8 protein-coding genes and 1 riboswitch are annotated in these 14,530 nt (G+C 57.8%); of the genes, 3 read left to right on the forward strand and 5 right to left on the reverse strand.

Annotated elements, in window-relative coordinates:
- Nucleotides 1-368 precede the first annotated feature (368 nt).
- The gene (locus ABIA45_RS37565) at nucleotides 369-1,016 is read left to right on the forward strand and encodes an FkbM family methyltransferase (RefSeq protein ID WP_036016040.1); all 648 of its coding nucleotides are present in this window, start codon (nucleotides 369-371) and stop codon (nucleotides 1,014-1,016) included.
- A gap of 1,027 nt (nucleotides 1,017-2,043) precedes the next feature.
- Here ABIA45_RS37565 and ABIA45_RS37570 read toward each other — a convergent pair.
- From ABIA45_RS37570 to ABIA45_RS37580, 3 genes are all read right to left on the reverse strand, one after another.
- Nucleotides 2,044-3,210 carry an acyl-CoA dehydrogenase family protein gene (locus ABIA45_RS37570; RefSeq protein ID WP_036016037.1) on the reverse strand — a complete coding sequence of 389 codons (1,167 nt, stop codon included), beginning with the start codon at nucleotides 3,208-3,210 and terminating at the stop codon, nucleotides 2,044-2,046.
- 1,836 nt (nucleotides 3,211-5,046) lie between these two features.
- The gene (locus tag ABIA45_RS37575) at nucleotides 5,047-5,790 is read right to left on the reverse strand and encodes a carbonic anhydrase (protein ID WP_240538290.1); all 744 of its coding nucleotides are present in this window, start codon (nucleotides 5,788-5,790) and stop codon (nucleotides 5,047-5,049) included.
- Nucleotides 5,791-5,798: 8 nt separating this feature from the next.
- Nucleotides 5,799-6,524 carry a thermonuclease family protein gene (locus ABIA45_RS37580; RefSeq protein ID WP_036016026.1) on the reverse strand — a complete coding sequence of 242 codons (726 nt, stop codon included), beginning with the start codon at nucleotides 6,522-6,524 and terminating at the stop codon, nucleotides 5,799-5,801.
- Nucleotides 6,525-6,911: 387 nt separating this feature from the next.
- On the opposite strand from ABIA45_RS37580, the gene ABIA45_RS37585 reads away from it, so the two are divergent.
- Nucleotides 6,912-7,142: a hypothetical protein gene (locus ABIA45_RS37585; RefSeq protein ID WP_157784129.1), complete on the forward strand. Its 231-nt coding sequence runs from the start codon at nucleotides 6,912-6,914 to the stop codon at nucleotides 7,140-7,142.
- A gap of 1,195 nt (nucleotides 7,143-8,337) precedes the next feature.
- Here ABIA45_RS37585 and ABIA45_RS37590 read toward each other — a convergent pair.
- Nucleotides 8,338-9,042, reverse strand: a complete 705-nt coding sequence (locus tag ABIA45_RS37590) for a nodulate formation efficiency C protein (RefSeq protein WP_225137372.1) — start codon at nucleotides 9,040-9,042, stop codon at nucleotides 8,338-8,340.
- A gap of 979 nt (nucleotides 9,043-10,021) precedes the next feature.
- Nucleotides 10,022-10,226: riboswitch (cobalamin riboswitch) on the forward strand.
- A 100-nt stretch (nucleotides 10,227-10,326) separates the two neighbouring features.
- On the opposite strand from ABIA45_RS37590, the gene metE reads away from it, so the two are divergent.
- A complete protein-coding gene (gene metE / locus ABIA45_RS37595; protein WP_036016021.1) occupies nucleotides 10,327-12,672 on the forward strand; it encodes a 5-methyltetrahydropteroyltriglutamate--homocysteine S-methyltransferase in 2,346 nt (781 codons plus the stop codon).
- Nucleotides 12,673-13,185: 513 nt separating this feature from the next.
- On the opposite strand, the gene ABIA45_RS37600 is transcribed toward metE, so the two are convergent.
- A complete protein-coding gene (locus ABIA45_RS37600) occupies nucleotides 13,186-13,746 on the reverse strand; it encodes a hypothetical protein (RefSeq protein WP_162131197.1) in 561 nt (186 codons plus the stop codon).
- Nucleotides 13,747-14,530: the final 784 nt, after the last annotated feature.

Consider the following 14,530-nt stretch of genomic DNA (forward strand, 5'->3'; position numbering starts at 1 on the left):
GCGCCGGGAGCTACTGGCAGCGAATCTGAGATGGCGGCCATCAGTCGGCCGAGCACATTCTGCGCAATTGGCATCCATATCTGACAGGTGACGCTCAAACGAGGGCGCTCTTTCGGCAACTCGAAAGAGCTAAGACGACGATCTGGCTCACTGAGGCCGCACTTTCCGACAATAGGTTCGAGAATTGCAGCGCGAGGGATAGCCTCTCCGGTTGATGCCGATGGCATCCAAACAGCTTCGTGGATCAAGAGGACTGGCGGATAAATGAATCTTATACCTTGATATACGTTGTGCGGCGGCTTCCGGCGTGTGAAGGCGGATTTGAAGTCGAAATTCACCAGATCTCCGCGCACCATGGAAAAGCAGCTGTGTCGTCCGTAGAAGTACATCAGCACATCGTCTCACTTCTTCAGAAGCCGAATCCAGTCATCCTGGATATCGGCTGCAATGACGGGACTGATACGCAAAAGTTCCTAGAACTGTGCCCACAACCCCAGCTCTACTGCTTTGAGCCGGACCCTCGAGCGATCGCGCGCTTCAAGAAGAAGCTCGGCCCATCCCTCAATAGGGTGAAGCTGTTTGAGATCGCCATCAGTGATCGAAACGGAACGATCGACTTCCATCCAAGCAATGCAGATGGCGATGCGAAAGATTGGGACCTATCCGGTTCAATACGCCGTCCAAAAAACCATCTTACCGAGTACGATTGGGTCCGGTTTGAGCACCCTGTCTCCGTTGAGACACGGCGGCTGGACGACTGGTGCAGCGAAGCCAAGCTGGACGGAGTCGATTTTATCTGGATGGACGTTCAGGGAGCCGAGGCCGACGTTATCGCCGGCGGTATGCGGACCTTGAGCAACACGCGGTTCATCTACACCGAATATAGTGACCGCGAGCTCTACGAAGGGCAGTTGTCCCTGCAAGCCATTCTTAACTTGTTGCCATCATTTGAAGTGGCGGCTCACTATCCGCGCGCAGTGGAAGGTGATGTCTTGCTCAAGAATACGCGTGCCTAGCGGCTACTCAGATCGAGCGTCTCATTCACGGCCTGACCAGCGGATTCTATGCTGGCCGCAGCTGCACAACGTTGATCATCAAGGCGAGCGGTTATCGCGAGCCGGACAGGCAGTGCGGCTGCGGTTGCCATTGGGCCGGCGTGCACGTTGGCCGATCGAGCGGGAGCGGCCAGCGCGCTATCGCAGTCCTCGGATCCACGCCGTCCTGAGGAAGGCAGGGCCGTGGGCTAGCGTGGCGATCGAACAGCCGATGTAGCAGCACGGCGCTCGCGCGCTCATGGCGCCGCTACGTCGGTTCGGCTCCACCGACACTCGCCAGGATCTAACGCCGATCACGCCGAACCTGATCGCGTGGCTTCACCGGCGCAGCCAAAATCGCGCCCGGCTTGCCGATATCACTCCATCCAAACGGCATAGGGCTAGCTGTATTGGCGGGCGCCATGGATCTCTTCAGCCGAAAGAGAGCCGCCCGGGCGAAGCGCGACCTCATGCGGGCCGAAGCGCCTCTTCCGCGCCCTCGATGCCGATTCGCCAGCAGCGGCAAGATGATTGATCGATTTTCCGATCGGGGGTGTACAGTACGCTTCAGATTAACGTCCCACGGCCGTTGCCAGCGCTGGCGTGCCGCATCGATGAGCCGCAAGGGTGAGTGATAGGATAGTGGGCCATGGAGAGCTTCTTCCGCGCCGTGCGCCCCAAGCGGCAAGTAGGCAACCGGTGCGAGAGTTGAGCCCGCTTGCGTGGTGGTTTGGAGAGTTCGTGAGTTGAACCGCGAGCCGTTGCGCAGAAGTTCAGGTGTATCCTGGGCGGCCACGTCAATGATCGGGGCAGGGGCCAAGAGATTATAAGGGCTCGTATGTTTGGACAACGAAAGGGTAGTCCAGGATATGGAGGGGCATCAAGAGAGCCCAGCGGTGTCTTTGTTCACATTGAAACAAGGGGCCATGTCCTCAGCGGCAGACCACATCATCACGCAAGTGCAGTAATCCGTCGGCGTGGCGTGTGGCTTGCCCATGCGTGCCCCACTTTATGGGAAACCCGGTTGTATTGCACTTCCCAGCAGGGCGCGGCCAGCGCTCTGGAGCGTTCCCTCGTTTAAAGCTGCGTGCTGGGCAACCACGAAGCTGTCGCACATGGCCCGTGCTAGATTGCTGGTGCTATAGAGCGCCTCAGTTCCAGCAAGACCGCTCGCAATCCTGCAGACCTCTGCCCCCTGCCGCGCGGCGTTCGTCGCGGCGAGCCGCATTAGCGTCGTGGTACCAAGATTTACCTCACCCTTGAGCGCCTCCTTCCACAGCTCCTCCGTGGCTTCGTAAAAGAAGGAACGAGCGGAACGTAGCATGGCTTCGGCTTTGGCGATTTCAAGCTGGACATAGCCGCGCTCAGCCATCACGGGCGCTCCAGTGATCGAGCCACGGGTTTCGGCCATGGCGATTACGTCGTCTATTGCGGAGCGCGCAATCCCGATGCCGACAATGGCATGCGCCTGCGCGGCGAAGGCGACGGCCGGATAACGATAGATCGGCCCATCAAGTGTCGGCGGACCGCCGCGGATCAAGGTCCATTCCTCTGGCACAATGACGTCGCTGACCACGACATCGTGGCTTCCGGTGCCTTGCAGTCCGATGACGTCCCAATTGGGCCGAATTGTCACCTTCTCGGCCGGCATCACCGCTACACGCGGGAGGTCACCGCTCGGATCGTCTTCCAACGTGATACCAACTCCTATCAAATCCGCCTCGGGTGAGCCGCTAGCGAATGGCCACACGCCGTTCACGATAAATCCGTCGGCGCATCGCTTAGCGGGTTGGAGCGGGAAAAGCGCACCCGCCAACACCACGTCAGGTCCATTGGCGTACACTTTGCGAAGGGTGTCGTCGGGAAGAGCAGCGAGGTAGCGAGCTCCATCCCCGAAGCTGGCGACCCAACCGGCGGAGCCGTCGGCCTCGGAAATGCGCTCGACCAGCCGACAAAAATCGGCTGGCGTTCGCTCCTCACCGCCGAATCGCTTGGCAGCCATAGCGCGATAGACGCCGACGCGTCTGAAGCCGTCGACGATTTCTTTTGGAATCTTCTGCGCGCGGCTAAACTCGTTGCGACGCGCTCGGATGTCGACGAGTAGCTTCGACAGATCAGCCCAGGTCGCAGCCGCGGCGTGGGTCCCGGAAGTTATCTTTTCTGGTAGAGCGTTCATAGATCATCCTCCGTATCTTGAGCCGATCATCGCCGCGAGTCATTCATATGGACTGGGCGTATGGCGAGGCCAGGTGATTTGGCACCCGCTGGGCGGCATTCTCAAACCTGTCGCAGTTGATATCGAATGCATGAGATTGCATGGGGTAGCTTCCCAAGTTAAGCGGCCGGAGGCCTGAACGAGATGTAGCTGTTGTCGCTGGCATTGAGGCTGGCCGGCAAAGCAGCCGGTACGCTGCGGCGGCATCGATTCGCCTTTGCCGCACTGACTCTCCGGCGGTCGATCGGGGGCTGCGGTGCATGTCTTCTCCACATGAACGTGTGGTCACACTTGGGACAGGCCGGATCGAACCAAGTTTGAAATTCTTGAGTTGTGCTTGGTAGAGCGCCCAAGCCTGCGGCCTCTTGCCCGCCTTCCCAGCAATTGACGTGCCATCAAGCATGGCTGCCGACTTTGTCTGAATCGCGCGAGATCACTCGGCCGTGCCATGCCAGCACGATGCTCGTGTCTCCGTGTTTTCTTTCAGGCACAAGATGTCATTAACTCAACAAGCCGCAAAGAAAACCACAGAGGCGGACCTCGACCGCCAACGACCGGGTTCAACGTTCCTCCTTAAGCTTAAGTCCCGCTCCGGTCTCCTGACGCCACCAACAGCCCAAATTTGCTGCTCGTGCGACTGCTGGTGAGCGCTTGCTTAGAAGCTGACCTCCAGACCGCAGGTGTTCAAGAAACGCACGGCGGCTCCAGACGCTGTAATTGCACGATTAACTGTGGTTCGAGGTGACTGCAAGAGTGCCCCGCTCATGCAAGCGAAGACGAAGCGTTTCGAACAGGTTTCGGGGGCTTTCCGGGCTTGCCAGCAACAGAGGAGCCTGTCCGCGTTCTGTCGTACCGAACGCGAGAAGTTCGTGCACATTCCTGACTGGCCGACCCTCTTGCGGCCGCCGGCGGCTCTTTCTTCGGCGGTCTACCAATTCTTCCGATCTTGGCCGAGCTTGCCAAATTCCTGCGACAACTATGCGCGCATCACGAGCGTTGCGACAGACCAGGCACGGCACGTTCTGAAGCTAGTGCTCTGTTCCCATAAGCGACTCCGTGGTTGAAGAGCCTGATTCCGGAAGCGCGGTTGCCAGATGATTTCCGTCGGTGCGCGCAGTTGAAACATGGCTGCTGGCGCACCGAAGTCAGCTGTGCAGATAGAACTCGAAACATTCGCTAAGTCTCGCCGGTTTCTTTTCGTGTCGAGCTCGTCATGGAGGACGGCGAACGAGACGATCTAACGAACGATTGATGCGCGGCTGGCTTTCCGATGGTCGCGGTCTCCCAAATGGCTGATGCAGGAGGGCTGTCCGGTACTGATGCGGGTAGCATGTTGCTTTACAGCCCCAGGCCGTGCAGTCTTGCTGGTTGTACTATGTGATCCTCGGCCCTGGCTGAGCTCGGTTATAAAAGCAGGACCGTGGATGCCTTGCCCGCTCGGAGCTGAGAAGCTCTCGGGATCGTCGCGTGCTCTGGAGTTCAGAGCCTGCAATGCTTCGCGATGCGATCTGCTGCCTGAACACCTCCATTGGGTTGGCGGTTCAACCAGGAGGCATGAATGCTGCCGGACGCGCTATGTGTGTTTCTTGATGCTGGCCGCGCGTTGCCAACATGAGTGCGTATAACACGAGAAGAATTAAGAGGCCGCGCATATCTAAGGGTTCCTGAAGCGATGACAATTGTGGAGCGGATAGCATCCGTCGTATTTGTTGTAGACGATGGACCAACAAAACGGCGCGGAACAGAAGCGCTGTATCAGGCAGCAGACGATTTGCCGGGAGTGTGAAGGTGCTGGCATCAGCTCACAATATCGACCTTGCCGGTGTCGATCCGATACAGGCCCCCGACGACCTTCAGTCGGTTCTGCTCGACTGCGGCGTTCAGAATCGGACCCGTCGATTTGAATTTGCTGACGTTATTGATCACATTTTGTCGGGTTGCTTGGGCGAACGCGTCGCCGGCTTGGTCGCCAGATGCTTTCACTGCAGGAGAAAGTGCAGTGACCAGGGATGAAATGTGCCCCGGCGGCCGCTTATCTTCATGGAGCGACTTGATCGTGGCGTCTATCGCACCGCAATGATCGTGGCCAAGTACGAGGATCAGCGGCGTGTTGAGTATGGCAACCGCGTATTCCATACTGGCGAGCGTATCATCGTTAGCGAAGTTGCCGGCGACCCGGCAGACAAACAGATCACCTAGTCCGCTGTTGAAGACAAGTTCGGGGACCACGCGGGAGTCGGCGCAGCTCAGAACCGCTGCATATGGATTTTGTCCCTCAACCAAGACCGGCCGCTCGCGCCTGAAATCGTCGACTCGTGATGCGCCCTGGACATAACGATCGTTCCCCTTCAGCAGCCGACTCAGGGCAGCATCTGGCGAGAGCAGGTTGTTTGGCTTGGGCGGGCCTTTTGCTTCCTTCGCGTCGACAATCTTACTGCCGAACCGCAGGAAAGCTGTCGAAGCAGCAAAGAGCAACAGTGACCGGCGCGAACGCGCGTGCTTGTTTAAATGGGACATGTCTTGAGAATGGGCTGCTTGCATGTGTCGCCTCATGGCACGGCCTTACGCCACCCGGTGGCTTCGGCTTCCGCTTCGCTGCAGAGCCAGCGTTCGCCGCGCTTCTTCGTCATGCCGATTTGTTCGTAACCGGGTTGCCCTGGCAGGTAATAAATGCGCTCGCCTCTGCGCTCGACAGTGCCTTTTATCAGGCACTTGGGGGACGGCGGTTCCGATAGCAGGACGGATCCAAGCAGGACTTCCTGAGCGTCGACCGGAACCGACGTCGCGCCCACGATAATCGTACCCCTATTGCGGCGAGGCCAGTCCCAGGGCGCGATGAACGCGCCGGACCACAGCCCCGCATGGGCTGTGCTGGCCGCCAACTCATAAACAAGGTAGGTATGGTGAGATGCACCAGCCGATAGCGCCAAGCCCGAGCGTACCATCCAGGCGTTTATATCCTCGCCTTCGATGAAGCAGCTGCCGAGGGCTCGCCGATACTCATCGACTCTTTCGGTATGACAATCCCACGTTCGCCCATTCGAATGCTTGATGAGCTCGTCGCGAACAGCTACGCCGCAGGCCCATTTCCGGCCCTGTGCGTCGAGGCAAATCTGATCCGTCTCAGGAGCTTCGATGCCTGAGAGACGAACGGTCGTTTTCTCGATCTGGATTGTATTGCCGTCGAGGATGCGCGGAGCACCGCTGAGTGTCGCGGCGAAAACCGGAGATGTGATGAGAGCGATCAATGCGAACATAATTCCGCGGTGCTTCATCCCGACAATAACCTTTCGCTACTGATCCATGTTCACGCACGATACGGTGCCGATACATTCGATTGCTCGACCACAGATGTAGATTCCGCCGGCTTCGATGTGTGCTTTATGATAGCTTGGCGTGAGACCGAACCTACGACCTGACGCTGCGTAAGGATCAAGAGCTTTCTTCCCGTGCGTGCGGCGGTGTCCTTCGAGCATCGGCGGCTCTCTCACCGGAAGCGTACTGTACCGTTGAACCTAAGGAGGAGATCCTCCGCGTGGCGCCGAACTCGCGATGCTGGACAAACCCGATCCTCGGAATGCTGTGCTCCTCCTTGCAAAAAGTGAGCGACTATGAAGCGTCGGCGCTTGCGGCTGAGTCAGGCGTTGAGGAGCGACCTTGCCATGGTTGGTGATGACTTCCATCGGCAAACCGGACAGTTCCGACGAGGGCGAGGAAATTCGCCCCAAAGTCTTGTCACGAAAAAGATGTTCAAAAAGGATCTGGTCTGGCTCGCTCTGACCGGGTTAGACAAAGACGCGATGGAGTTCAGCCTCAACGCTCGCCGCGTAAATGAAGCGTTCTTGTTCGAGCAAACCGCGCAAATCCGTTCCTTGTTACGCCAGACGAGATGATCGTTGATACCAATCGCATTATGGCATTTGGCTCCTCCGCGCGGCACCATCGTCGTTGGTGCTACTGCCCAGACGTGTGTACAAGAATTGAACTGTTTATGGCTCAGGCGGCGCTACGGGCCGCCGCTCTTTGGTAGTGACGGTTCCCCGCGATCTCAAGTGGCTTACCCAGGAACGCTGGCATCAGCGCCCGTTTTCTCCAGGAATTGGAAAGGCTGCGATATCGAGCCGCGGGCTTTGCCGTGGATGCACCGGGCGTGGGCAAGCTGCCGACGTGTTCGGACAATCGCGAGTGCCATCCTGATGCAATTCAGTGTGAGGTTTCAGTCCACAATACGTGTTTGCCCATCGCGCACTCGGGGCGAATAGCTCTGGTGCGGTTTAGCCGACTCAAGCTACACATCGTTCCTTAGCACCTCACTACATAATGGGAATGAGATGGTCGCAGTCGTTCGGGAAGTACCGCTCTCATCTTACGCGCTTGAAGTAGATGGCCAACTCAGAGCCGAATTCGCGACCAAAGACGGTGCCACGGCAGGTCGAGCAGAATTAAAGAAGCGGTTTCCGATGCTTGAAATCCGGGTCTATGACGTGCAGACGAATGAATGCGAGGAAATCTAGGGCCGAATCAGTTCGGCGCTCAACGTTCTTGCGTACAGCTCCGGAGCTTCCCGCCCTGCGCACTCGGAAATGGGCAAGCGCTCAGCGGGTATGCCGGGGTTGCTACCAGTTTAACTTCCTCGCCCGTTTCGTCTCAGCATAGGTCCCTAGTGCCGGGTCAAAGTCGCTTGGCTCACGCTCCTGCGTATGCCGCAGTCACACGATGCGCGGCGCGCACGCCGAGTCGGCTTGGGCCGGAGGCATCTACAAGCTCTCTACTGAAGAATGCATGAGAGCTGGTTCCCCCCCAGCAACTTGGCGTGCTCTCACTGGGTGGAGTGCAGGCGGCAAACCACATCTCACAAACTAGTACGCGCCGCTAAGCTCGACACGTGGTGGAAGAACGCAATTGTGCTGCTCGACCTTCCTTACGGCGGGCCGAACTGCTGCGAGAAAGGCAGCGGGACTGTTGCGGAGCCGTAAACAACGCAACTGCAGAGCGCGTATGTCTTGCAGTTGGTACGAGGCGTTCGACCGTACGGCAGCTGCGGTGCGATGTTGCCCTGCGCGACCGTCTGCTAAGGCCTTCGCTCTCCTAGTCTTCCTCTTCCTTTGGCTCGGTCCGTTGGAACCAGGAGCCCGGAGGAAATTTCGCGATGCGCTTGGCAAAAGAGGATTGTGGCTCCCAATCTTGGCCTTCGCTCTTCTCGAAGGTGATGACCCCGTTGTGTGTAAAATAACGTGGTCCTTGGATATCGCAATTCACCAAGAGCAGAATGCGCCATAGATCGCCTTTCTCGTTCGGCTTGTCATTCTGCTTGGGTAAGTAGTCGACCCCAACAGGTTCAATGATAGTGCATCGGCCCTGCCGCAGAAGATCGCCGAGCCGGCCTTGCGGCGTAGTCACAAAGTTGAAGTTACTTGGATCATGCAGAAAGCTAAGATTTGCGTCCCTTTCACCATCTGCGACTTCTTTGGCGATCAGCGAGAGCGCTAGGGCACGCCAGCCCAATTCCATCGGCTTCGCATAGGTTGACGCAAGCTCAATCGTACCGTCGAGCGCGACTTTCCAGGTGATAGCGTACTGCTCGTCTGATTTGTTGTCTCGGTGCCTGGTCCACGAAACGAAAACATGGTCGTTTTCGCCAAGTTCAGCGACCCCCCACATCTGAGGGACGAACTGTGCCACCTTCGAGACATTGGAGATGATTTGTTCTATCGTCTCACCATCTTGCGCTCGCCACGTTGACTTGAGTCTTTCGACAAGTGGGTTGTCGCTGGCGCGAATAGTGTTACTCATGGCAGCCGGCCAGGCTAGGCAGATTAGAAGTCCGCCCATGCGAAGCCATAGCGCGGGTCTTCCCGACATTCTCTTCATAACCCTCGGCCTATCACGTTTCATCCGTACATCTTTCAAGGCGGGCAACCTTGAACCTGCTATGAGCGAGCGCAAGAAGTTTACGGAGACGCGACGGGGCACCCGCGGCTGTCCCGCGCGGGCAGGCGCTCCCCTCTATGTCACGCGCCGCTAACTTCCATAGCCAGCGACAGCGTCAATTGGCTGAGCTGGACATCCCCAGCAGAAGAGACTGGGCATGTCGAGGGGCTTGCATTCTTCGTGCCAGGCAGCAGGCGGAGATTTGCACGGGTTTTATGTCCCTATTGTCGACTTTCCGACCTGCGCACGTTTCGATGTTTCCATTCAGTGTATCGGCGTAGTTTGTGCATCCTTGTCCCGCACAGATAGTTTGCGGAAGAGGTGAGCGCCTCGATGCCAAGTGCCTGATGAGATTCGACGGTGTGTTTGCCGTCATTGAACCGGGTGGTTCGCTAAAGTTGCCGTCGGCGTTCGGCCTACATGATGGCTGGCGATACGAAGCCGAGAAGGTCTGGCTGGCACGAAAATCAACCTGCTCGCCGCGTATGTTGCTAGATTGCGCCTCCTGCCTTGACGTGTTCAATGGGGATCCTCTAGTCGAGAAAATAGCTGGCCAGCGGATGTGCTGGGCGAACCGCTGGAAATCGGAAGCCGCATCGAATGCATTCTGCTCGAAACGGCGGTAATCGCCGCTACGCGGGCTGGTTTTGTCCCTTCATTGATGGGGCGGGCGGCGTCGCCTCAAGGCAGCTCCGAGTCGCACTCCGACATCTGACAAGGACATCTCTGATTGCGACAGCTCTGTTTAGAGAATCATAGAGATGGACGGTCATTCGCCTAGTAGATGTCGCAGATAGCGTGGCACATAATCTGAGAGGTTGACGGAAGAGTCCTCCTGCCGATAATCCAAGCTCGTCGAGGTTCTCCGAATCCCACTTGATCCGGAGCTAAGAGGGAAGCCGGTCCAAATGCCGGCGCTGCCCCCGCAACTGTGAGCGGCGAGCTACTGTCCAACGATGTCACTGAAGCCCGCACGGCTTTGGGAAGGCCGGACAGCAGCGATGAGCCAGCGAGCCAGGAGACCTGCCCCGACGATAGATTGGTCCACGGGCGGGGTGTCTCGGTGGTGCGCCAAGCAGCCGTCGCGCGCGCGACTTCCTCTGCCTGCGTCCGCCATGGCCTCTGTCCCCAACAGGGGTTAACACTATGTCTCTTCTCTCTCTTCCGGTTGCTACGCTCGGTACGCCACGCATCGGTCCAAGGCGTGAGCTCAAATTCGCTCTTGAAAGCTACTGGGCCGGAAAGATCAGCGAACAGCAGTTGCTCGAGGACGCATCCGGCCTGCGCGCAGCGAACTGGGCTCGTCAGAAGTCTCTCGGCGTCACGGTCATTCCGTCGAATGACTTCTCGCTGTATGATCAGGTGCTCGATACAAGTGTCATGGTTGGCGCTATCCCGGAGATCTACGCCTCGAAAGGAGAATCCGTTTCCCTCAAGACGTACTTCGCCATGGCTCGCGGATCACAATGCGACGATCAGGATGCGAGTTGCGGTCTGGGCCCGCGGGGGTCTGGCGCACCCGCGCAGGAAATGACTAAGTGGTTTGATACCAACTACCACTACATGGTTCCCGAGTTTTACAAGGGACAGGGGTTCAGACTTTGCTCTCGCAAACCCATTGAAGAGTATGTGGAAGCAAAGGCTCTAGGCTTTCAAACCCGCCCTGTCCTGATCGGGCCCGTCACATTCCTAAATCTCGGTAAGAGTGCCGATAGCGCGTTCCAGCCCCTCTCCCTACTGGATGATTTGATACCGGTCTATATCGACGTTCTGCATGAATTGGCCGAACGAGGGGCAAGTTGGGTTCAGTTTGACGAGCCCTGCCTGGTCCTTGATCTGGACGAAGCGGTGCGAAAATCATTGCTACATGCCTATAACCGGTTCGCAAAGGAGGGACCGGCTATCAAGATCATGGTTGCCAGCTATTTCGGCGAGCTAGGCGACAATCTGGATACCGCATTGAGCCTCCCGGTTTCCGGTCTGCACTTTGATCTGGTTCGAGCGCCAGAGTTGTTGGATAAGATCGTCGCTGTCGGCCGAAGTGATCTCGTCATGTCGCTCGGGGTCATCGACGGCCGGAATGTATGGCGGTCGAACTTGTCGTCCCTTCGTCAGCGGCTGGAGCCCGCGATTGCGAAGCTCGGCAAGCACCGTGTACAGCTCGCTCCATCCTGCTCGCTGCTTCACGTGCCGGTCGATGTTGAACTCGAGACCGGGCTCACGTCCGACGTCAAGAGCTGGCTTGCTTTCTCTGTTCAGAAGATGCGTGAGCTTGCGATCCTGGCGCGAGCACTCGCTGGCGACCAAAATGTTGGGCTCGCTCTTGCCGATTCGGAATGCGCTGCGACTGCCCGCCGGACTTCGCCGAAGATCCATGATGCCAATGTCGCTACCCGGATGAGGGCGATCGACCAGACGATGCGCAGGCGCGCAAGCCCATTTGCCCGTCGTTCCGAGATCCAAAGGGCACGCTTTGGACTACCAGCGTTTCCCACCACGACAATCGGATCGTTTCCGCAGACCAGAGAGGTTCGAAATGCTCGTGCGGCGCATGCGCTAGGCGCGATGAGCGACGAACAATACGACAGGTTCATCAAGGAGGAGATAGCCCGCGCCGTACATTGGCAGGAGGACATTGGTCTTGACGTCCTCGTGCACGGAGAATTTGAGCGCAATGACATGGTGCAGTACTTTGGCGAGCAACTCGGCGGCTTCCTATTTACCAGGAAGGGATGGGTACAGTCTTATGGTTCGCGCTGCGTCAGGCCCCCGATCCTGTTTGGCGATGTAGTGCGGTCGAAGCCGATCACTGTGGACTGGTGGCGCTATGCGCAATCACTAACTAGCAAGCCAATGAAGGCCATGTTGACCGGACCGGTGACGATCCTGAACTGGTCGTTTGTTCGCGATGATATTCCTAGAAGCGAGGTCTGCCGTCAGCTTGCGCTCGCGATCCGCGACGAAGTCCGCGATCTCGAGAATGCCGGTGCGGCCATGATCCAGATCGACGAAGCGGCACTCCGCGAAGGATTGCCCTTGCGCCGATCGGAGTGGAAGGCATATCTCGATTGGGCCGGAGATTGCTTCCGCATTTGCTCATCGGGCGTTGCCGATCAAACGCAAATTCATACACATATGTGCTACTCAGAGTTTAACGACATCATCGGTGCGATCGCTGCAATGGATGCGGATGTCATTTCGATCGAAACGTCGCGATCGAAAATGGAGCTACTGGACGCATTCAGCAAGTACGAATATCCAAATCAAATCGGACCGGGCGTGTACGACATCCACTCTCCACGCGTTCCCGAGGTGGGCGAAATGCAGGAGCTGATGGTGCTGGCTCGGACGCGTTTGCAGGAAGCGCAGCTCTGGGTCAATCCGGACTGCGGCCTAAAAACGCGCAACTGGGAGGAGGTTCGGCCTGCGCTAACCAACATGGTCGCTGCCGCCCGCGAACTGCGTGCAGCATCCGATCCGCAAAACCATTGATCCCGCGCTCGGGTCTGTTCTCGACCAAGCGAAATCGCTTGTGGTCATTTGCGCTCTCCACAATCTCGAGCAAGCCTTGGGGCCAACCAAAATGCCTGGCCCCAGTTGGTGGTCCGAAGGACGTGCACCCGGTGGAACGACGCTGACGCGTCGCGCTACTTGGCCGGGAGAGAATAGCCGACGGTTTATCAAGGCGAGAACATTCGCCGAAAATATGGACTCATATCGACACATTTATCGTGGCCAACTATGACGTGGTAAGCGATCGTTTGGTATGAGAGTCAAAATCTACACAGGGGTGTGTCGCTCGCGAGTACATTGGGAACGGTTGCGACAGCAATGCGAGGAGTGATGCCGGACGGTCACCGCAAGCCCCCACCACAATCGGTCCGCTCGGACATGTTTCCCGTCAGGCGCTCTCATTCAGGAAACTCTAGATAGTTTCCGACGAGAGGACGCCGAACCCAGTTCCTGCCTCAACTCACGCCAATCTATTGTGCAGGATGGCCGCCGCTATCCGAGCCAGATACGCCAATGCGTCGGCTGCACGGCGACGTGCTCTCCGGTATTCGCGTTGATCCATCCGCCGAACACCCGGCGACAAGGAAAGACCACCCGGTGAATTGAATTGCCCTCGATCACGGCAATCTCCAGATCCTGATCGAAGGGCGGCATGATTTCGAGCCGCTCCCAGATCGAATCGCCATTAGATCCTGGACGAAGTTCATCGCTGCGAGCTGACAAATTTAGACAACCTTGTGAACATTGCGAACATCGCTTGGTTTCCGCGCGAACAGGCTCTGCCCGATTAGACCGGACGGCGCGCGGTATCGATGGCGTGAGCCGCGGCAGAGGGCTATCGGCCGTCGCATCGTTGGTACGGAACACGGTCCGCTCGCGAACCGAAATATTTAGATTTCCGCCGGGAAACAAGGCCTGAGCTTCAGTCGAATCGATCTGGGTCAGCTCAAGACCTCGGCTGTTGGTATTTGTAACTGTTCTGCACGAACTAAACCGGTCTGCAGCTCCAGCAATCCGGCCCGCGGCGGGGTAGATGGTCCGGCTTTCCGTCATGTCACATCTCTTGTTGGTGACACATCTCCGTGTTCTGCAGCGTCATGGCGTGGGTGTGCGGGCGACCTCAGCCGCGCTCTCGCGCGCGTACCACGCGCTCCAGCGAGCGCGCGAAGACGCCGGATTCGGTTGACACCATTAGAATGAACGTAGCTTCGCTCGGAGCCCATAATCGGGCCTGTCCGCAGGTCGATAAAGTAGACGCCATCGCAAGCGGCGCAACTTATCATGTGCAGGTCATCGACCCGCGGCTCGGCTGCGTCCGGAAGGAGTCCTAAAAAGTGATCGCTGGTACCCGGACATGAAAGCATCATGGGCTCAAGTCGTTCTTTCCGCCATGCGTATGACCTTACTAGAAGATGACTGCTATCAGGACGGAGCCGCCGCAGCATTGATGCGGGTCAAAAGGCCAGTCCATCCGGAGTGGTTGAGCTCGAGCGGCAGCTACGTGCCACAGACGCCCGCGTTGGCAGTCGACATGTCCGAACTCGGGAGTCCGCCAGGGCCTCGCACTCTCTGCAAGACGCCAGCGTGTTGATTTGAGGCGCAACTCACGCTCCAAGGGCTACGGCAGCATTTTTCCTCATTGCTCCGTGCACGCGGATGGTCAAACGATTGTTCGCCTTTCATTGTCGGTAGCCTTGCCGGGGCTGATCCCACCCTTAGGGTTTGGCACTGAAGTCCGGACCTGGGCTCGTGGAAACGTGGGCTGCGACAAGCCTTATGATCGGCTTTGCTGTGGCGGCGGCTGGTGGACTGTCGGATGCAAGATCGGGGTTCCTTG

It is taken from the genome of Bradyrhizobium sp. USDA 336, from assembly GCF_044908355.1.
Classification (GTDB): Bacteria; Pseudomonadota; Alphaproteobacteria; order Rhizobiales; family Xanthobacteraceae; genus Bradyrhizobium; species Bradyrhizobium yuanmingense.